The organism is Sphingomonas sp., assembly GCF_036269755.1.
Classification (GTDB): domain Bacteria; phylum Pseudomonadota; class Alphaproteobacteria; order Sphingomonadales; family Sphingomonadaceae; genus Sphingomonas.
Genome location: NZ_DATBDV010000023.1, coordinates 44,561 through 62,323, shown reverse-complemented (window position 1 = coordinate 62,323; position 17,763 = coordinate 44,561). Strand labels below are relative to the sequence as shown.

Sequence of the window (17,763 nt, the reverse complement as noted above, 5' to 3'; positions counted from 1 at the left end):
AAAGCCTGCGCCATGCCAGCGTCCTACGCCTCCGATCCGTCGCTGACCCGCGGGCGGCTCTATCCCGAGGACGAGACCACCGCGCGTGGCCCACGCGACGCGTTCCAGCGCGACCGCGACCGCATCGTCCACTCGATCAGCTTTCGGCGCTTGCGGCACAAGACCCAAGTGTTCCTCGCCCCCGATGGTGACCATTTCCGAGTCCGGTTGACGCACAGCATCGAGGTCGCGCAGATCGGCCGCACGATCGCGCGGACACTTGGGCTCAACGAGGACCTGACCGAGGCGCTGTGTCTTGCACACGACATCGGCCACCCGCCGTTCGGGCATGCCGGGGAGGATGCGCTGAAGGCGGCGCTCGAAGGGCAGGGCGGGTTCGATCACAACGGCAACACGCTGCGTGCGCTGACGGAGATCGACAGCCCGTATCCGCGCTTTCCAGGGCTCAACCTGACCTGGGAGACGCTGGAAGGGCTGGCCAAGCACAACGGCCCGGTGACGGCACCGCAATGGGCGCTCGCAGCGGCAGACGATGCGTTCCCGCTCGAGCTCGAAACCTATGCCAGCCTCGAGGCGCAAGTCGCCGCGATCGCCGACGACATTGCCTACGACAATCACGACATCGACGACGGCCTGCGCGCCGGGCTGCTCAGTCTCGACCAATTGCTCGCGGTGCCGATGATCGCGATGCGCTGGGACCAGTGCCGCGCGCGCTTCCCCGAAGTTGCCGCCGACCGGCTGACCGGCGAGCTGATCCGCGGGCAGATCGGCGCGATGGTCAACGACTTGATCGACACGAGCCGCGCGGCAATCACTGCATCCGGCGTCAAATCGCCCGACGATGCGCGCGATGCTGGCCGCGCGCTGATCGGCTTCTCCGACGCCATGCGCGACGACGAACGCGGGCTCAAGCGCTTCATGTACGCCAATCTCTATCACCACCCTTTCCAGCTCGCCGCCGCCGACAAGGCGCAGGCGATCGTCGCGGGGCTGTTCGCCGCCTACTATGCGGAGCCATCGCTGATGCCGGGCGACTGGCCCGCGCGGCTGCCGCAGGCCGAGCCGTGGATCAGCCGCCACATCGTCGACTTCATCGCCGGCATGACCGACCGCTATGCGATCACCCGCTATCGCGAGGTGGTGGGCGAGATCGACATGCCCGACGCCTTCTAGCGAAGGATCGCCGCCGCCGGCGCGTTAGGCCTGCGATATTTGTGCGACAAAGCTGATATAGGCCGTCGCATCGCATGGAGTGACGCGGGAATGGCCGACGCCAGCATCGCGCTCAATCGGTTCGGGCTGGGCGCCCGGCCCGACGAGAGCGAGCCTTCCGACCCCAAAGCCTGGCTCAAGCGCCAGATCGAGACGTTCGAGCCCAAGCCGGCCGCGTTCGCCGCCGTACCGACGCGCGCCAAGGTAGCGGGCGAACTCGCCGATTACATCGAGCAGCAGCGCCAGATGCGCCAAGCGGGTTTGGGGCGGCGCCAACAAGCTGCCGCCGCGCCAGCCGCTGCGCCGATGCCGGGGATGGCGCCGCAAATGGCGTCCCCCGCGATGCAGCCCGGCACGCCCGAACCAGGCGCGAAGTCCGACGATGCCGGCGATCCCTTGAAAGCCGCGCGCCGCTTCATCGGCGGGCAAGTGCGCGACGACTACGCCACCGCGGTCGGCGCGCGAGTCACCGCAGCGCTCACCAGCCCAACACCATTCGCCGAGCGGCTCGCGCATTTCTGGGCCAACCATTTCGCCGTGTCCGCCGACAAGCTTCAAGTGATCGGGCTGTCGGGGCTGCTCGAGTTCGAGGCGATCCGCCCGCATCTGATGGGCAAGTTCGGCGATATGCTCAACGCCGTCGAGCGGCACCCGGCGATGCTGCTCTATCTCGACCAGGCGCAATCGATCGGCCCCAACAGCATGGCCGGACGCTTCATCGCGAGCCGCCCGCGGGCGAATGGTCAGAAGGCCGGGATCAACGAGAACCTCGCGCGCGAGATCATGGAGCTCCACACGCTCGGCGTGCGCACCGGTTATACGCAGGCCGACGTCACCGAGTTCGCGCGTGCCTTGACCGGCTGGACCGTGGGCGGGATCGGCCGCGGGCCGGGTGCGCGGCTGATGGGGACCGACGGCACGCCCGGCGACTTCGTCTTCGCCGAGCGGCTGCACGAGCCGGGCGAGCGGACGATCTTCGGCAAGCGGTATGCCGATGGCGGGGAGCGTCAGGCGCAGGCCGTACTCGACACGCTCGCGACCAGCCCGGCGACGGCCGAGCATGTCTCGACCAAGCTCGCGCGGCATTTCGCCGGCGATACGCCGCCGCCGGCCCTAGTGGCGCGGCTCAAGGCGAGCTTCCTCAAGACTGGCGGCGATTTGCCGTCATTTTATCGGGTGTTGATCGACAGTCCTGAATGTTGGGTAGCGGGGCCGGTCAAGTTCAAGTCGCCTTGGGAGTGGACGGTGTCGACCGCGCGCGCGCTGGGGATGAGGCAGATGCTGCCGCTCGCCGCGGTCGGCCTGCTCAACCAGCTCGGTCAGCCGACCTGGAAGCCGGGATCGCCCGCAGGCTATGACGACATCGCCGCGAGCTGGGCCGGGCCCGACGCGCTTGTGCGGCGGGTCGAGGCGGCGGAGCGTTTCGCCACGCGCGCCGGTGCCGCGATCGACGCGCGCGCACTCGCCCCCAAATTGTTCCCCGGCGCGCTGACCCCGGCCACCGAACAGGCGCTGGCGCGCGCGGAAAGCCCCGGACAGGGGCTCGCGCTGCTGCTCGTCTCGCCCGAAATGTTGAGGAGATAGGTCATGCTCGACCGCCGTTCCTTCCTGGCCACCGGCGCCGGCCTCGCCGCTATGAGCCTCGCGCCGCGCATCGCGTTTGCGCGCGCGGAGACCGACCGCCGTTTCGTCTTCATCATCCAGCGCGGCGCCGCCGACGGGCTCGGCACGATCGGCGCGGTCGGCGACCCCGCCTTTGCCGGAGCGCGCGGGACACTCGGCGAGGACTTCGCCACCGCAAAGAAACTTGACAGCACGTTCGCGTTGCACCCGGCGATGGCCTTGCTCGGCCAGATGTACGACGGCGGCGAGGCGTTGTTCGCGCACGCCATCGCCTCACCGTACCGCGACCGCTCGCATTTCGACGGGCAGAACGTGCTCGAGAGCGGCGGGACTGGCGCGTACCAGGTCAAGGACGGCTGGCTCAACCGCATGCTCGGGGTGATCCCGTCGGGCGAGGCCAAGGCGATTGCGGTCTCCGCGACGATCCCACTGGCGTTGCGCGGCGCCCATGAAGTGACGAGCTACGCGCCGTCGGCGCTGCCCCAGGCGTCGGACGATTTGATGGCGCGCGTTGCGGCGCTCTATCAAGGCGACAGCCAGCTCCACGGGCTGTGGAGCGAGGCGATGGACACACGCACGCTGACCGGCGACCTGACCGCCGCCAATGCGGCGAACGCGGCCGCCACGGGGAGCCTCGCCGCCAAGTTGCTCGCCCCCGCCAACGGCGCCCGGATCGCGATGATCGAGACCGGCGGTTGGGACACCCACGCCGGCCAGCGACCGCGATTGGCAGCGCAGTTAAGGGGGCTCGACGCGATGATCGCCGCGCTCAAGACGGGGATGGGCCCGGCGTGGAGCGACACGATGGTGCTCGTCGCGACCGAATTCGGCCGCACCGTCGCGGTCAACGGCACCGGCGGCAGCGACCATGGTACCGGCTCAGCCGCGATGCTGGTCGGCGGCGCGGTCAAGGGCGGACGCGTGATGGCCGACTGGCCGGGGCTGGGGCAGGCGGCGCTGTTCGAGGGGCGTGATTTAAAGCCGACTTTGGGGCTCGATCAATTCGTCGCCGGCGCGGTCGCCGGGCATTACGGAGTCGAGCCCGGCCGAGTGATGGCGGCGTTGTTTCCCGAGACGAAGGGTGCGGCGCCCGTGATGGGGATGAGCAGGGCGTAATCTCTCTCGCCCCTCGCAGAGGGGAGAGGGTTGCGCAGACTTAGGCCGCGCCCCTTCGCGCGGCCTTTAGTCGGAGCTGGGAGAGGGGTTGCCGAGCCCAGCTCGGCGCGAGCCTGCGGCTCACTCGTCCCCTCTCCCAACCTCCGCTAGGCAGCGAGCTGCCAAGCTTCGGTATCCCTCTCCCCTTTCCAGGGGCGAGGCGGGGTTTGCGCAATGGCCTTGGTATCCGCTACACGCCCCGCTTCCCTACCATCGGACCCGCAATGACGCTCTACACCCGCTTTGCCGCGCACATCGACGCGGCGCTCGACGCCTTGGCCGCGGCCGGCGATTTGCCGGGCGGGCTGGCGCGCGGGGGTGTGACGGTCGAGCCGCCGCGCGACGCGAGCCATGGCGACCTCGCGACCAACGCGGCGATGGTGCTGGCCAAGCCCGCCGCCACCAATCCGCGCGTGCTGGCCGAGAAGATCGCCGCCGAACTCGGCAAGCTCGACGAGGTCGCATCGGTCGCGGTGGCAGGCCCCGGGTTCATCAACCTGACGCTGACCGACGACACGTGGCGCAACGAACTCGCCGCGATCAACGACGGCGGTAGCGAGTATGGCCGTTCGACGCGCGGGCAGGGCCAGACCGTCAACATCGAGTATGTCTCGGCCAATCCGACCGGCCCGATGCATATGGGACATTGCCGCGGCGCGGTGGTCGGCGACGCCTTGGCGTCATTGCTCGAATGGGGCGGGTACAAGGTCATCCGTGAGTATTATGTCAACGACGCGGGGGGCCAGGTTGATACGCTCGCGCGCTCGGCACACCTGCGCTATCGCGAGGCACTGGGCGAGGATATCGGCGAGATCCCAGAAGGGCTGTATCCGGGCGACTATCTGGTCCCGGTAGGCCAAGCGCTCGCGCAGGAATTCGGCGACAGATACGTCGATGCACCCGAGAGTGACTGGCTAGCGCTATTCCGCAAGGCGGCGGTCGCCGCGATGATGGCGCTGATCAAGGCCGACCTCGCGTTGCTCGGCATCCACCACGATTTGTTCTCGTCCGAAGCCGCGTTGCAGGCCGCGAAGAAGCCCGAGGCGGCCGAGCGCGAGTTGCGCGCGCGGGGCCTCATCTATGACGGTGTGCTCGAAGCGCCGAAGAGCGAAACGCCCGAGGATTGGGAGCCGGTCGAACTGCCGCTGTTCCGCTCGTCGCAATTCGGCGACGATCAGGACCGGCCGATCAGGAAGTCCGACGGCAGCTGGACCTATTTCGGCGCCGACCTAGCCTACCATTGGCAAAAGGCGCAGACCGCCGATGCGCTGATCGACATCTGGGGCGCGGACCATGCCGGTACGGTCAAGCGGATCGTCGCCGCGGTCCAGGCGCTGACCGGGGGCAAGACTCGGTTCGACGTCAAGCTGGTCCAGATGGTGCGGCTGCTGCGGGCGGGCGAGCCGGTCAAAATGTCGAAGCGTTCCGGTAACTTCGTGACGCTTGCCGATGTCGTGCGCGAAGTCGGCAAGGATGTCGTGCGCTTCACGATGCTGACTCGTAAGGCCGATGCCCAGATGGACTTCGACTTCGCCAAGGTGGTCGAGGCGTCGAAGGACAATCCGGTATTCTACGTCCAATACGCGCACGCCCGAGTCGCGTCGCTCAAACGCCGTGCGGCGGAGGCCGGGATCGAGCCCTGCGCGGTCGATCTGTCCCGGCTTGATACGGAAGACCTCGCACTGGTGAAGCTCGCTGCGCAGTTCCCGCGCGTCGTGGAGACTGCGGCGGCGGCGCGCGAGCCGCACCGGATTGCGTTCTATCTCTATGACTTGGCGGCGGCCTTTCATGCGCTGTGGAATGTCGGCAACGACCGGCCCGAGCGGCGCTTCCTGTTGACCGATAATCACGATCTCACCTGCGCGCGGCTTTTCCTCGGCGACGCGATCGGGCAGATTGTCCGTAACGGCCTCGCGATCATGGGGGTGGAGGCGGTCGAGGAGATGAATTGATGGCGCGCGAGAAATGGAGCGAGCCCACGGTCACCGACGACAATCGGCTGCCCTGGCTCGAAACCGCGGCGGACGAGGACGAAGGCGCGCCGCTCGGACGTGTCGTCGGTATGGTGCTGATCGGACTGGTCGCGCTCGCCGCGGTGCTCGGCGGGATATATTGGTTCAAGCATCGCGGGCCGGCGCCGGGGAATGGCGACCTGATCGCGGCGCAGCCGGGAGATTATAAGGTCAAGCCCGATGATCCCGGTGGGATGAAGGTCGCTGGTGAAGGCGACGCGGCGGTCGCGACCAGCGGTGGCGCCGCGGGCGGTAACGGATCGATCGCTGTGTCGAACCTGCCCGAAGCGCCAATCGTCGGCACCAAGGCGGCACCGGGCGCCCAAGCCGGTCCGGGATCGTCAACCGCGACCGCCAGCGTCTCCGGCCCAGGCGGCAAGCTGACCGCGCCGCCCCCGGGCCGGCCGGTGTCGGTATCGGGCACCGGCGGCGGCGGCGCGCTCGTCCAGCTCGGCTCGTTCCCGACCGAGGCCACGGCAAACGCGGCGTGGACGCAGGAATCGAAACGGTTCGGGTATCTGGCCAACCTCGGCAAGTCGATCGAGAAAGCCGAGGTCAACGGCCGGACCTTCTATCGGCTCAAAGTCAATGCCGGCAGCGCGGGTGCGGCGCAGGATCTGTGCGGCAAGCTCAAGGTCGCCGGCGAGGCGTGCATCGTCACGAACTGAATTCTGTTTCCCCTCCCGCTTGCGGGAGGGGCTAGGGGTGGGCGGAGAAAAAGTCGGGGTCGATCCCGGGCTTTTTCTTTGTGACGCCCGCGGGAGCTCGCTACGCTCGCACCCACCCCCAGCCCCTCCCTTGAAAGGGAGGGGAGCTAGAAGAGAAGAATGAAACCCGTCATCTACGGCCTTTCCGGCCTTGCCCTGACCGACGACGAACGCGTGTTCTACAAAGACGCCGATCCGTGCGGATACATCCTGTTCAAGCGCAACATCGACACGCGCGACCAGGTGCGCGCGCTGACAGACAGCTTGCGCGAGCTGTCAGGGCGCGACGATGTGCCGATCCTGATCGATCAGGAAGGCGGCAAGGTGCAGCGGCTCCAGCCGCCCGAATGGCCGCAGTTCCCCGCGGGGCCGGGGTTCGACCGGCTCTACGACGTCGCGCCGGTCTCGGCGATCGAAGCGGCGCGCGCCAACGCTCAGGCGACCGCGCTGATGCTCGCCGAAGTGGGGATCAACGTCGACTGCTGGCCGCTGCTCGACATTAGCCAGCCCGACACCACCGACGCGATCGCAATCCGCGCGCTCGGGCACGAGCCGATGCGAGTCGCCGCGATGGGCCGCGCGATCCTCGATGGCCTACGTTCCGGCGGCGTCGTCGGCGTGGTCAAGCACATGCCGGGGCATGGTCGCGCCAAGGTTGATACGCATTACCATCTGCCGACGGTCACCGCGTCGGAAGCCGAGCTCGAAGTCGATCTCGAGCCGTTCCGCAGCCTCGCGCACGCGCCGATGGGGATGACCAGCCACATCGTGTTCGACGCGTGGGACAAGGAACGCCCAGCGACGCTGTCGCCGATCGTCGTGGAGCACGTCATCCGCGGCCTGATCGGGTTCGACGGGCTGTTGATGACCGATGATATCGACATGAAGGCGCTGTCGGGCACCGCTGGCGAGAAGGCGGCGGGGGCAATCGCCGCGGGGTGCGATCTGGTGCTCGATTGCTGGGGGCGGATGGACGAGATGGCGATGATCGCCGACTTGCTCGGCGACATGCCGGCCAAGTCGATCGAGCGGCTCGATCGGGCGATGGCGACGATCGCGGGCGCGACGCCGGAGGGCGATTTCGACGAGTTGATCGCGAAGCGGGATGCATTGCTGGCGCTGGTCTGAGGTTTTCCGTTCGCCCTGAGGCTTGTCGAAGGGCCGTACTTCCTCTCTTATCCACAGATGAAACAAGGCAGGGCTTCGACAAGCTCAGCCCGAACGGTAGTTTGCGCGGCAATGGACGCCACCTCTGACACGCTGACGCTCGACATCGAGGGATGGGAAGGCCCGCTCGACCTGTTGCTGGCGCTCGCGCGGTCGCAAAAGGTCGATCTTAAGCAAATCTCGATCCTCGCCTTGGTCGAGCAATATCTGACCTATGTCGAGCAAGCGCGCGCGCTCAAGCTCGAGGTCGCGGCCGATTACCTCGTGATGGCGGCGTGGCTGGCATATCTCAAATCGGCGCTGCTGCTGCCGCGCGATCCGGAGGTCGAGCCGAGCCCCGAGGAACTCGCGCTGCGGCTGCAGATGCGGCTCGAGCGGCTCAACGCGATGCGCGACGCGGGCGCCCGGCTGCTCGCGCGTGACCGGCTCGGCCGCGACGTGTTTCGCCGCGCCGCGCCCGAGGGGCTGCGCACGGTGCGCAAGGCTCAGTGGCAGGCGGAAATCTACGATTTGATCGCCGCCTATGGCCAGATCAACGCGCGCAACCGCCCGGTCTTTCACGTCGTCCACGAACGCGCGGTGATGACGCTCGACGCCGCGCTCCAACGCGTGTCGCGGCTGTTGGGCACGCACGTCGAGTGGGCAACGATCGAAAGCTTCCTGCCTGAAACGCTCGACGGGCCGTTCCGCAAGTCGGCGCTCGCCTCGAGCTTCGTCGCCGCGCTTGAACTTGCGCGGATGGGCAAGGCCGAGTTGCGGCAGAAAGCGCCGTTCGCGCCGCTTTACCTGAAGGCGACCGCATGACGATCGACCCCGACGATCCGGCGCGCGCCGTCGAAGCGGTGTTGTTCGCCGCCGAGGAGCCGCTGACGCTTGAGATGATCCGAGCGCATGTCGGCGAGGGCGCCGATGTCCGCGCCGCGCTCGACAGACTCGCCGAGCAATATGCCGGGCGCGGGATCGAGATCGTCCAGCGCGGCGACCGTTGGTATTTCCAGACCGCGGGCGACCTCGCGCACCTGCTCCGCCGCGATCGCGAGGAGGCGCGCCGGTTGAGCCGTGCGGCGATCGAGACGCTGGCGATCATCGCCTATCACGAGCCGGTCACGCGCGCCGAAATCGAATCAATCCGCGGCGTGCAGATATCGAAGGGCACGCTCGACGTGCTGATGGAGGCGGGCTGGGCGCGGCCGGCGGGGCGAAGGGAGACGCCGGGCCGGCCGTTGACTTACACGACGACGCCCGAATTCCTCACCCATTTCGGGCTCGCCAGCCGCCGCGACTTGCCGGGAATTGACGATCTGCGCGCCGCCGGCCTGCTCGATCCGATCGACCTTGCGATGGCGGAAATGGCGATCGGCGAAGATTCGGAGGAAGCGGTGGCAAACGCGTCCGAACAGGACTAGGTTGCGTATATTCCCGGTAGGAGATTGGTAATGGGTTTTGGTAGCCCGATTCACTGGATCATTTTGGGTGTGCTCGCGATCCTGGTGTTGGGTGGCGGCCGCTTTTCGAACATGATGGGCGACGTCGCCAAGGGCATCAAGCAGTTCAAGAAGGGGATGTCGGAAGACGACGAGGCGCCGGCCAGCCGGCTCGAATCCAAGCGTGCCGACCCCGTGATCGACAACGAGCGCGAGCGCGTTCGCGACGCCGAGCGTTAATTCCCGCCGGAAAGAGATCCGGTGCTGATCTTCGATATTGCCCCGACCGAGCTGCTCGTGCTGGGCGCGGTGGCGCTACTCGTCATCCCGCCCAAGGATTTGCCGCGCGCGATGCGCGTCGCCGGCAAGTGGGTTGGCCGCGCGCGCGGCATGGCGCGCCAATTTCGGTCCAGCTTCGACGATATGATCCGCGAATCCGAATTCGCCGAGATGGAGCAGAAGTGGAAGGCGGAGAACGAGCGCATCATGCGCGAATTTCCCCAGACCTCCGACATGGCGCAATTGATGGCGCCAGTGCCGCACGACGTGCCCGATCCCCCCGCCGATACCGACGCGCGGCCTGCGATGTCAGCCTCGCCCGATATGGAGCACGAGCCGGCCCCTCAGCCTAAGCCGAAAAAGCCACGGGCAAAGCCAAAGGCCAACGCGAAGCCCAAGGCCGACGCGAAGAACGCCGGCATCGAGCGGCTTTGACTCGATGAATGGCGAGGACGAAATGGATGCGAGCCGCGCCCCGTTGCTCGATCACCTCATCGAGCTGCGCAAGCGGCTGCTGATCAGTCTCGCGACGCTGGCGGTGCTGTTTTGCATTTGTCTCTATTTCGCCGAGCCGATCTTCGGGTTGCTGGTCAAGCCGTTGCTCGCGGCGGGGCAGAAAAAGGTCTATTACACGCAATTGTTCGAAGCGTTCTTCGTCCAGTTGAAGGTCGCGTTCTTCGCCGCCACGATCCTTTCGTTCCCGATCGTCGCCAACCAGCTCTGGCAGTTCGTTGCGCCCGGTCTCTATCGCAAGGAAAAGCGCGCGCTGCTGCCGTTCTTGCTGGCGACCCCCGTGCTATTCGCGGCCGGCTGTTCGATGGCCTATTTCATCTCGATCCCCGCGGCGCTCCATTTCCTGCTCAGCTATCAGACCGATGTCGGCGGCGTGCAGCAGGAGGCGCTGCCCTCGGTAGGCAACTACCTGACCTTCATCATGCAGTTCCTGTTCGGGTTCGGCGTCGCGTTCCTGTTGCCGGTGTTGCTGATGCTGATCGAGCGAGCGGGGTTGCTGACGCTCAGGCAATTGGTGCGCGCGCAGCGTTATGCGATTCTCGGATGCTTCGCGGTCGCGCTCGTGCTCGCGCCGCCCGACGCTGGATCGATGATCATCCTCGCGCTGCCGTTGGTGGCCTTGTACGAATTGACACTGGTCGCGATCTGGCTGACGCATCGCCGACGCCCGAAGCCCGATCCCGAAATCGCCTAGCCTCGAGACGAAATTAGGCCCGGAAGCGTCACCGGGGGGGAGGGGTTGACGCTTCCGGGCCTATGTCATGGATAGCGAGAGCGGGGGGGCATAAGGTCGCTATCCGAAGATCAAAACGAGCTTGGTGACGTTCGGTTCCCGGCAAAAATCATTTTCTCAAAAACTTTTTTGCACGCGCGGAGAAGCGATCGGCCGGGGTTGGCTTAGTCTTTCCCCGTGACCGCGATGGCGATCTCGTACGACCCCGCCAGCGGATCGTGGTGCAGCGGCGCGCGCAATTGCCGCGACAGCCCCTCCATCACCCGCGCGTAGCGCTGCGCGAGCGCTGCCCGCAGCGGCTCGCCGTCGACCAACGCAGACGAGCTCGCGCGCAGGATCGCAGTGTCGGGCCCGGTGTCGGCACGCACCGACAGCCGCAATTGCGCCGTCGGATTGATCCCGATCGCCAGCTCGACGATCTCGGTCAGCAGGAACGCGATCGCGATCGCCACGTCCTGATTGACCAAATAGGGCTCGACCTCGAGCAGGATGCCGAGCCGCGCACCTTCGGGGCTGGTCGCGCGAATGTTCGACGCGAGTTCGCCGATCACCGCGCGCAGCGACAGCCCGCGATGATCCTCCATCTCGGCGAAATGGTGGCGATGAACGACCGACAGCGCGTCGACCCGGCGCTGGATGGAGGCATAGGCATGCGCTGTCTCCTCGGCCTTGGCGCCGCGAGAGTGGAGATTGATCAGACTCGAGATCACCTGGAGGTTGTTCTTGACGCGATGGTGCACTTCGCGCGTCAGCTTGGTCTGCCGCACCAGTCCCTCCGCAAGCCCCGCCTCGTGCAGGATCAAGGTACGGCTCAAGGAGCGGAAGGTCTCGCCAAGCTCGCGGATCTCCTGCGCGGGGAGCGAGCGCACGTCCGCCGAATCGATCGCCTCGCCGGGACGGTACGCCGCGACTCGAGCGCGCAAGGTGCGCAGCGGCTGGATCAGCAGGCGGTCGACCACCAGCCAGGCGATGCTGGCAGCAGCGATCCACATCAGCAGCGGCAACAGCATCGCGATCAGGATCGGCGAGGTCAGCACGTCGCGGCGCATCTGCAGCTCGACGGTCAGATCGCCGATGTTGAGCGGTGCAATCACCGACGAGTGGCTGTCGATCAGCGTATCATGCTCGATCGATCGCAGCGTCAGTTGCTTGCCGTCGGCGCTGCGAATCGTCTCGGCATAGTCGCTGCCGAATGCGCCGGGCCTGGCGATCCGTGCCAGGAACGCAGTGGGAAAAAAGGCGCTGCCGCGGACGCTTCCGTCGTGGTTCGCGATCGCGAGCATCACGCCCTTGTCGGTCACGACTCGCCCCGCGGCCTGGCCGCCAGGGATTGCCGTCGGCGCGGGGTAGGGCGGCGGCGACCCGCACCACAGCCGCCCGCTGCGGTTGCTGATCGCGAACGTGGCGCCCGCCGCGCTTTGTTGGGCGAACACTCCGCCCGCGCGCGCGCAGCTCGGCGCGTCCCCGGGATCGGTGGCGAGCGAATTCATCGCGGTGGTGAGTACGGTCATGTCGCCGACTAGCTCGATCGCAAGGTTGCGCGAGCTTTCCTGCGCGGCGACGCGCAGCTGCGAGCGCGCTTCGAGTCCCGCTTGGCGCGTCGTCGTCAGCGTCGCCAGGATCGCGATGATCGCGAACGGCAGCAGCGCGCCCAACAGGATGAGGAAGATCTTGGCGCCGGTCTGCATCCGCGCGAACCGCGCGCCGATCGTCATGCCGGCGCGCTGACCGGCGGTCAGCCCGTTCACCGGCTAACCCAGCTTGCGCAGCAGATCGAGCATTTCGTCGGGCACAGGCTCGCTGACGGCATTATGATAGACCGAGCGTAGCGCGGTCCCCATCGCTTCGTCCTTCGCCTTCTTGCCGCCTTCATCGCCATTGCCGGGTTCGCCCCGTTTCGATGATCGCCGGTCAGGCAACACTTTCCCCCTTAAAACCATGCCGGCCATGCCGGAACCGAAAACGGCCCGCAAGGGGGCCGCACGGCGTAAACGCTACGCTCATCATTGCGTCGTGAAACCAAAAACGCACTCGATTGTTCCGCACACGAACAGAAAAATGTCGTGTTGCGTAAACCGGCGCGCGCTCGCACAAGAGCCGCGCCTTATCGGGGAGATACCTTCTACATGTCGCTTGGTCAGCAACTCGCGCCGCATCTGCCGTTCCTCCGCCGCTACGGCCGCGCCTTGACTGGGAGCCAGGAGCATGGCGACCGCTATGTGCGCGCCGCGCTCGAAGCGATCGTCGCTGCGCCCGAGGAGTTCCCGCGCGACGTCGATCCGCGGCTGGGGCTGTATCGCACGTTCCAGGTGATCTGGCGCACAACCAACCGCGACGACGAGCTCGCCTTGAGCGACGACGGCGGCGAAGCCGACGGCAAGGAGGCCGTGGCGCGCGCCCGGCTCGCCAAAATGACGCCGCTGTCGCGTCAGGCGTTGCTGTTGACCGCGATGGAAGGCTTCACGCCCGAGGATGCCGGCTACCTGATCGACCATGACCCCGAAGAGGTCGAAAGCCTGGTCGCCGAGGCGCTCGGCGAGATCGAGAAGCAGACGCGCGCGCGCGTACTCATTATCGAAGACGAGCCGATCATCGCGATGGATATCGAGACGATCGTCCGTGACCTTGGCCACGACGTGACCGGCGTCGCGGTGACTCGCGACGAAGCGGTCGCATCGGCGATGGACGACCGGCCCGGGCTGGTGCTTGCCGATATCCAGCTGGCCGACGACAGCTCGGGGATCGACGCGGTCAAGGACATCCTTGCCGAATTCCGCGTGCCGGTGATCTTCATCACCGCCTTCCCCGAACGCTTGCTCACCGGCGAACGACCAGAGCCGACCTTCCTGATCACCAAGCCGTTCCAACGCTCGACGGTGAAGGCGGCGATCAGTCAGGCGCTGTTCTTCGACGAAGCCACGATCCCTGCTTGAGAAAAAGGGCCGCGCCGAGGCCGCTTCTTGCTCACGCAAAAAGTGCGGCGTGGCCGCCTCAAAAGTTCCATCGGTTACGGACCCTAAACGGGATTGAGGCGTTCGAGCGGCATGGCTGAATCAGATCCTTCCGAAACCCGCGTACGCAGTGAAGGCCCCGAAGCGCGCGCTGGTGAGACGTCGGGGCACGTCCGCATCGTTCTCGGCATCTCGTTGACGCTGGCGATCCTGATCCTGTCCGCGATCGTCTGGGGCCCGGCTCTTTTCAATCACTGATAACCGGCCGCAATGGTTTCCGCGGCAGCCATCCTTATGTAACCATGCATGGCGCGCGCCTGCGTTCGTAATTTCGGAGCTTCATGATCACTACCGACACTGCAACGAACGAGGGGGAAGCGGTCGAGCACGTCGCGCTGTCGGATTCCGAGTTCAAGGACCAGCTGGCGCAGGTCATCCCGCACTTGCGCGCGTTCGGACGGTCGCTGTCGGGCAGCCGCGATCTCGCGGACGACCTCGTCCAGGAGACGCTGATGAAGGCATGGGCGGCGCGGTTGCGTTTCCAGGCCGGCACCAACATGCGCGCCTGGACCTTCATCATCCTGCGGAACCTCTATCTGAGCCAGATGCGCCGCGCGCGGTTCAAGGGGGAGTGGGACGACCTTGTCGCCGACCGCGTGCTGGCGGCGCCGGCGAGCCAGGACAAGCATGTCGAACTTGGAGATATGCAGCGTGCGTTGCTGCAATTGCCTCAGCCGCAGCGTGAGGCGCTGATCCTGGTCGGCGCGGGCGGGTTCGCGTATGAGGAAGCCGCGGAAATCTGCAACGTTGCGGTCGGCACGATCAAGAGCCGAGTCGCGCGCGGCCGAGTCGCGCTCGATGGGATTCTGAGCGGCGGGTCGTTAACCTCGCGGCGCCATGCGCCCGACAATCACGGCCGCACCGCGCTCGATACGATCATGGACGAAGTCGACGATCTCAGCGGCGAGCATCACCCCGCGCCCGACGAAGCGGACGACGACGATCAGTCGTTCTGATTGAGCCGGCTGAGCAGCTTGCCGATATCGGCGGGCAAGCTCGACGGATGCCCGAAAATCTGGCGCAGTGCGTTCCCCACGCCGTCGCTCTCGCGCGGACGGCGTACCACATGCCGCATCCCGTTATTTGCGGTGCCGCAGTTGGAGGGTGGTGGGCTCATAATTGGCGAAACGTGCAGTTCGGTCGTTTGTTGCCTCTTTGTTATTGCAGGTGCGATTAATTTGAATCAATCCGTAACGATCGCGCGATTCTATCGGCGGTCGGCTTGCGCTAGGGTACAGCGGTGACCTCGCTCCCCGATTTTCCTACAGCCATCGCCCGCGCGACCGAGCATGCGCCGTTTCTGCGCGTCGCGCTGGAGCAACAGACTGATCTTGCGGCCGAGCTTGCGCGCGGAATCGTGCCAGAGCTTGCGCCGTTCGATGCCGATCTCCCGATCGGCGTCGGGTTGCGCCGAGCGCGCAAGCGCGAAGCGACGATCGTCGCGATCGCCGATCTTGCCGGTGCACTCGACTTGAGCGGAGTGACACGGCGCCTGACCTCGTTTGCCGACGCTGCGCTCGATGCCGCGATCCGCGCGGCGATCGCCGAGCGCACCCCCGGTGCCGAGCCGGTTGGCTTCGCCGCGATCGCGCTCGGCAAGCAGGGCAGCCACGAACTCAATTATTCGTCGGACATCGACCCGATCCTGCTGTTCGACCCGATGACGCTGCCGCACCGCCCGCGCGAAGAGCCGGAGGACGCCGCGGTCCGCATCGCACGGCGTGTGGTCGAATTGCTCCAGGCGCGCGACGGGGAGGGCTATGTGTTGCGGGTCGACCTCCGGCTCCGCCCATCGCCCGAGGCGACGCCGATCGCGCTCCCGGTCAACGCGGCGATTTCCTACTACGAATCGCAAGCCTTGCCGTGGGAGCGTGCCGCGTTCATCCGCGCCCGCGCGGCGGCAGGCGACCTCGACCTCGGGCGTCATTTTCTCGACGCGATCCGGCCGTTCGTGTGGCGCCGCGCCGTCGATTTCGGCGCGGTCGGGGAAATTCGCGAGATCACGCGTCGAATCCGCGACCATCACGCGCACGGCCAGGCGTTCGGCCCCGGCTACGACCTCAAGCGCGGGCGCGGCGGCATCCGCGAGGTCGAGTTCTTCGCGCAAATCCACCAACTGATCCATGGCGGCCGCGAGCGCGAGCTGCGCGCGCCCGCGACGCTCGACGCGCTGGCGGCGCTGGCTGGCGCGGGGCGGATCGCGCAAGACGAGGCGCGCGCGCTCGCCGACGCCTATGTCGCGCTGCGCACCGTCGAACATCGGCTGCAGATGGTCGACGATCGCCAGACCCATGCGCTGCCGCGCGCGCAGGACGCGCTCGATAACGTCGGGCTGCTCGCGGGATACGCCACCGGCGCATCGCTGATCGCGAGCCTCAAGCCGCACGTCGTCGAGGTGGGGCGCATCTACGATTCGCTCGACCCGCCCGACACGGCTTCGCTGTCGAGCGATCCCGACACGCTCCGCGGCCAGCTCGAGGGTCTGGCGTTCGCCGATGCCGCGACCGCGGTGCAGCTCGTCGAGCGTTGGCGTCGGGGGGCGTATCCGGCGCTGCGCAGCGCGGCGGCGCGCGAGGCAGTCGAGGCGGTACTGCCGCGGCTGATGGCGGCGCTGGGGGAGGCGCCCGATCCGCGCGCGGCGCTGGTCCAGGCGGATGCGATGCTGTCCCGGCTGCCGAGCGCGATCAACTTCTTCCGCTTGCTCGAGGCGCGGCCGCAACTCGCGCAGCTGGTGGCGACGATCCTCAGCCACGCGCCGCCGCTCGCCGAGGCGCTGGGGCGGCGGCCGGCGTTGCTCGACGGTCTCATCGATGCGACCGCGCTGGCGCCGGTCGGCGATGTCGCGGCGCTGGTCGCGGAAATGGCGCGCGGCGAGGCGGGCGACGACTACCAGGCGGCGCTCGAACGCGTGCGACGCGCGGTCGGCGAGAAGAGGTTCGCGCTGGGCGGGCAACTCGTCGCGGGCACCAGCGACCCCCTAGACGTGTCGCACGGTTACGCGCGCGTTGCGGAGGCGGCGGTCGAGGTGCTGACCGCCGCGACGATCGCCGACTTTGCGGCCGCGCACGGCCGTGTGCCCGACAGCGAGCTCGTCATCCTCGCGCTCGGGCGGTTGGGCGGCGGCGCGCTGACGCACGCCTCCGACCTCGATGTGATCTACCTCTTCACCGGCGATTTCGCCGCGGAATCGGACGGCGCCAAGCCGCTGGGTGCGGTGCACTATTACAACCGCCTGGCGCAACGCGTCAGCGCCGCTTTGTCGGTGCCGACCGCGGCTGGGCCGCTCTACGAGATCGACACGCGGCTGCGGCCGTCGGGCGCGCAGGGGCCGCTCGTGGTGTCGCTCGACGGCTTCGCCAAGTACCAGCGCGAGGACGCGTGGACGTGGGAGCATATGGCGCTGACCCGCGCGCGCGCGATCTTCGGTTCGCCCGCCGCGCGCGCCGCGGTCGACGCGATCATCGGGGAGGTCCTGACCGCCCCGCGCGACCGCGCCAAGACCATCGCCGACGCGGTCGAGATGCGCGCCGAAATGGCGCGGCACAAGCCGCCCGCGGGGCCGCTCGACGCCAAGCTGCTGCCGGGCGGTCTGGTCGACCTCGAATTCGCAGTCCACGTCGCGCAACTGGCCAACGGCGGCGTCGGCTTCGCGCCCGACCTCGATCCGGCAATCGCTTTGCTCGTCGAGCGCGGCCTGATCCCCGCCACGATGGCCGAGGCCTATCGCCTGCTCACGCGCATGCTCGTGTTGCTCCGCCTCGTCGCGCCCGAAAGCCAGCCGCCGTCGCCGGCCACGCGAGCGCTGATCGTCCGCGCGCTCGACGCCGGCGACTGGGACGCGCTGGTTGCGCGGTTCGATGCGACTCGGCAGGAGGTCGCCGACACCTGGGCGAAGGTCAGCGGAGGATCGAGCAATGGGATTTAGCG

18 protein-coding genes are annotated in these 17,763 nt (G+C 67.3%); 15 read left to right on the top strand and 3 right to left on the bottom strand.

Features of this window, described 5'->3' with window-relative positions; all coding sequences use genetic code 11:
• Window positions 1-12 precede the first annotated feature (12 nt).
• The 11 genes from VH326_RS15045 to tatC all read left to right on the top strand — a co-directional run bounded on the left by VH326_RS15045 (window position 13) and on the right by tatC (window position 10,786).
• Window positions 13-1,173: a deoxyguanosinetriphosphate triphosphohydrolase gene (locus VH326_RS15045; protein ID WP_329632656.1), complete on the top strand. Its 1,161-nt coding sequence runs from the start codon at window positions 13-15 to the stop codon at window positions 1,171-1,173.
• Window positions 1,174-1,263: 90 nt separating this feature from the next.
• Entirely contained in the window at window positions 1,264-2,796 is a 1,533-nt protein-coding gene (locus VH326_RS15040; RefSeq protein WP_329632655.1) for a DUF1800 domain-containing protein, read from the top strand.
• Between the two features lie 3 nt (window positions 2,797-2,799).
• Entirely contained in the window at window positions 2,800-3,951 is a 1,152-nt protein-coding gene (locus VH326_RS15035; protein ID WP_329632654.1) for a DUF1501 domain-containing protein, read from the top strand.
• A 263-nt stretch (window positions 3,952-4,214) separates the two neighbouring features.
• Complete coding sequence (gene argS / locus VH326_RS15030) at window positions 4,215-5,942, top strand: arginine--tRNA ligase (RefSeq protein WP_329632653.1); 1,728 nt, start codon at window positions 4,215-4,217, stop codon at window positions 5,940-5,942.
• A complete protein-coding gene (locus tag VH326_RS15025) occupies window positions 5,942-6,670 on the top strand; it encodes an SPOR domain-containing protein (RefSeq protein WP_329632652.1) in 729 nt (242 codons plus the stop codon). Before argS ends, VH326_RS15025 begins: the two co-directional genes overlap by 1 nt.
• 159 nt (window positions 6,671-6,829) lie before the next feature.
• On the top strand, window positions 6,830-7,837 hold the full coding sequence (locus VH326_RS15020) for a glycoside hydrolase family 3 N-terminal domain-containing protein (RefSeq protein ID WP_329632651.1): 1,008 nt from the start codon (window positions 6,830-6,832) through the stop codon (window positions 7,835-7,837).
• 111 nt (window positions 7,838-7,948) lie between these two features.
• Window positions 7,949-8,680 carry a ScpA family protein gene (locus VH326_RS15015; RefSeq protein ID WP_329632650.1) on the top strand — a complete coding sequence of 244 codons (732 nt, stop codon included), beginning with the start codon at window positions 7,949-7,951 and terminating at the stop codon, window positions 8,678-8,680.
• Window positions 8,677-9,282 carry an SMC-Scp complex subunit ScpB gene (gene scpB / locus VH326_RS15010; protein WP_329632649.1) on the top strand — a complete coding sequence of 202 codons (606 nt, stop codon included), beginning with the start codon at window positions 8,677-8,679 and terminating at the stop codon, window positions 9,280-9,282. The genes VH326_RS15015 and scpB overlap by 4 nt, the downstream gene beginning before the upstream one ends.
• 30 nt (window positions 9,283-9,312) lie before the next feature.
• Entirely contained in the window at window positions 9,313-9,540 is a 228-nt protein-coding gene (locus VH326_RS15005; RefSeq protein ID WP_329632648.1) for a twin-arginine translocase TatA/TatE family subunit, read from the top strand.
• 21 nt (window positions 9,541-9,561) lie between these two features.
• Complete coding sequence (gene tatB / locus VH326_RS15000; RefSeq protein WP_414714287.1) at window positions 9,562-10,014, top strand: Sec-independent protein translocase protein TatB; 453 nt, start codon at window positions 9,562-9,564, stop codon at window positions 10,012-10,014.
• Between the two features lie 4 nt (window positions 10,015-10,018).
• Window positions 10,019-10,786: a twin-arginine translocase subunit TatC gene (gene tatC, locus VH326_RS14995; protein WP_329632647.1), complete on the top strand. Its 768-nt coding sequence runs from the start codon at window positions 10,019-10,021 to the stop codon at window positions 10,784-10,786.
• Between the two features lie 203 nt (window positions 10,787-10,989).
• Here tatC and VH326_RS14990 read toward each other — a convergent pair whose 3' ends face one another.
• Together VH326_RS14990 and VH326_RS14985 are read right to left on the bottom strand one after the other, a co-directional pair.
• Entirely contained in the window at window positions 10,990-12,573 is a 1,584-nt protein-coding gene (locus VH326_RS14990; protein ID WP_329632646.1) for a sensor histidine kinase, read from the bottom strand.
• A 3-nt stretch (window positions 12,574-12,576) separates the two neighbouring features.
• Complete coding sequence (locus tag VH326_RS14985) at window positions 12,577-12,774, bottom strand: NepR family anti-sigma factor (RefSeq protein ID WP_329632645.1); 198 nt, start codon at window positions 12,772-12,774, stop codon at window positions 12,577-12,579.
• Between the two features lie 177 nt (window positions 12,775-12,951).
• On the opposite strand from VH326_RS14985, the gene VH326_RS14980 reads away from it, so the two are divergent.
• The 3 genes from VH326_RS14980 (at window position 12,952) to VH326_RS14970 (ending at window position 14,792) form a co-directional block, all read left to right on the top strand.
• Window positions 12,952-13,758: a response regulator gene (locus tag VH326_RS14980; protein WP_329632644.1), complete on the top strand. Its 807-nt coding sequence runs from the start codon at window positions 12,952-12,954 to the stop codon at window positions 13,756-13,758.
• Window positions 13,759-13,869: 111 nt separating this feature from the next.
• Window positions 13,870-14,034: a hypothetical protein gene (locus VH326_RS14975; RefSeq protein ID WP_329632643.1), complete on the top strand. Its 165-nt coding sequence runs from the start codon at window positions 13,870-13,872 to the stop codon at window positions 14,032-14,034.
• 83 nt (window positions 14,035-14,117) lie between these two features.
• A complete protein-coding gene (locus VH326_RS14970) occupies window positions 14,118-14,792 on the top strand; it encodes a sigma-70 family RNA polymerase sigma factor (RefSeq protein ID WP_329632642.1) in 675 nt (224 codons plus the stop codon).
• Here VH326_RS14970 and VH326_RS14965 read toward each other — a convergent pair.
• Complete coding sequence (locus tag VH326_RS14965; RefSeq protein WP_329632641.1) at window positions 14,780-14,902, bottom strand: hypothetical protein; 123 nt, start codon at window positions 14,900-14,902, stop codon at window positions 14,780-14,782. The genes VH326_RS14970 and VH326_RS14965 overlap by 13 nt on opposite strands.
• A 174-nt stretch (window positions 14,903-15,076) precedes the next feature.
• On the opposite strand from VH326_RS14965, the gene VH326_RS14960 reads away from it, so the two are divergent.
• Window positions 15,077-17,761: a bifunctional [glutamine synthetase] adenylyltransferase/[glutamine synthetase]-adenylyl-L-tyrosine phosphorylase gene (locus VH326_RS14960; RefSeq protein ID WP_329632640.1), complete on the top strand. Its 2,685-nt coding sequence runs from the start codon at window positions 15,077-15,079 to the stop codon at window positions 17,759-17,761.
• Window positions 17,762-17,763: the final 2 nt, after the last annotated feature.

Coding starts and splice junctions, on each gene's coding strand:
- VH326_RS15045 (WP_329632656.1), top strand. CDS start 13: ATGCCAGCGTCCTACGCCTCCGATCCGTCGCTGACCCGCGGGCGGCTC.
- VH326_RS15040 (WP_329632655.1), top strand. CDS start 1,264: ATGGCCGACGCCAGCATCGCGCTCAATCGGTTCGGGCTGGGCGCCCGG.
- VH326_RS15035 (WP_329632654.1), top strand. CDS start 2,800: ATGCTCGACCGCCGTTCCTTCCTGGCCACCGGCGCCGGCCTCGCCGCT.
- argS (WP_329632653.1), top strand. CDS start 4,215: ATGACGCTCTACACCCGCTTTGCCGCGCACATCGACGCGGCGCTCGAC.
- VH326_RS15025 (WP_329632652.1), top strand. CDS start 5,942: ATGGCGCGCGAGAAATGGAGCGAGCCCACGGTCACCGACGACAATCGG.
- VH326_RS15020 (WP_329632651.1), top strand. CDS start 6,830: ATGAAACCCGTCATCTACGGCCTTTCCGGCCTTGCCCTGACCGACGAC.
- VH326_RS15015 (WP_329632650.1), top strand. CDS start 7,949: ATGGACGCCACCTCTGACACGCTGACGCTCGACATCGAGGGATGGGAA.
- scpB (WP_329632649.1), top strand. CDS start 8,677: ATGACGATCGACCCCGACGATCCGGCGCGCGCCGTCGAAGCGGTGTTG.
- VH326_RS15005 (WP_329632648.1), top strand. CDS start 9,313: ATGGGTTTTGGTAGCCCGATTCACTGGATCATTTTGGGTGTGCTCGCG.
- tatC (WP_329632647.1), top strand. CDS start 10,019: ATGAATGGCGAGGACGAAATGGATGCGAGCCGCGCCCCGTTGCTCGAT.
- VH326_RS14985 (WP_329632645.1), bottom strand. CDS start 12,774: ATGGCCGGCATGGTTTTAAGGGGGAAAGTGTTGCCTGACCGGCGATCA.
- VH326_RS14980 (WP_329632644.1), top strand. CDS start 12,952: ATGTCGCTTGGTCAGCAACTCGCGCCGCATCTGCCGTTCCTCCGCCGC.
- VH326_RS14975 (WP_329632643.1), top strand. CDS start 13,870: ATGGCTGAATCAGATCCTTCCGAAACCCGCGTACGCAGTGAAGGCCCC.
- VH326_RS14970 (WP_329632642.1), top strand. CDS start 14,118: ATGATCACTACCGACACTGCAACGAACGAGGGGGAAGCGGTCGAGCAC.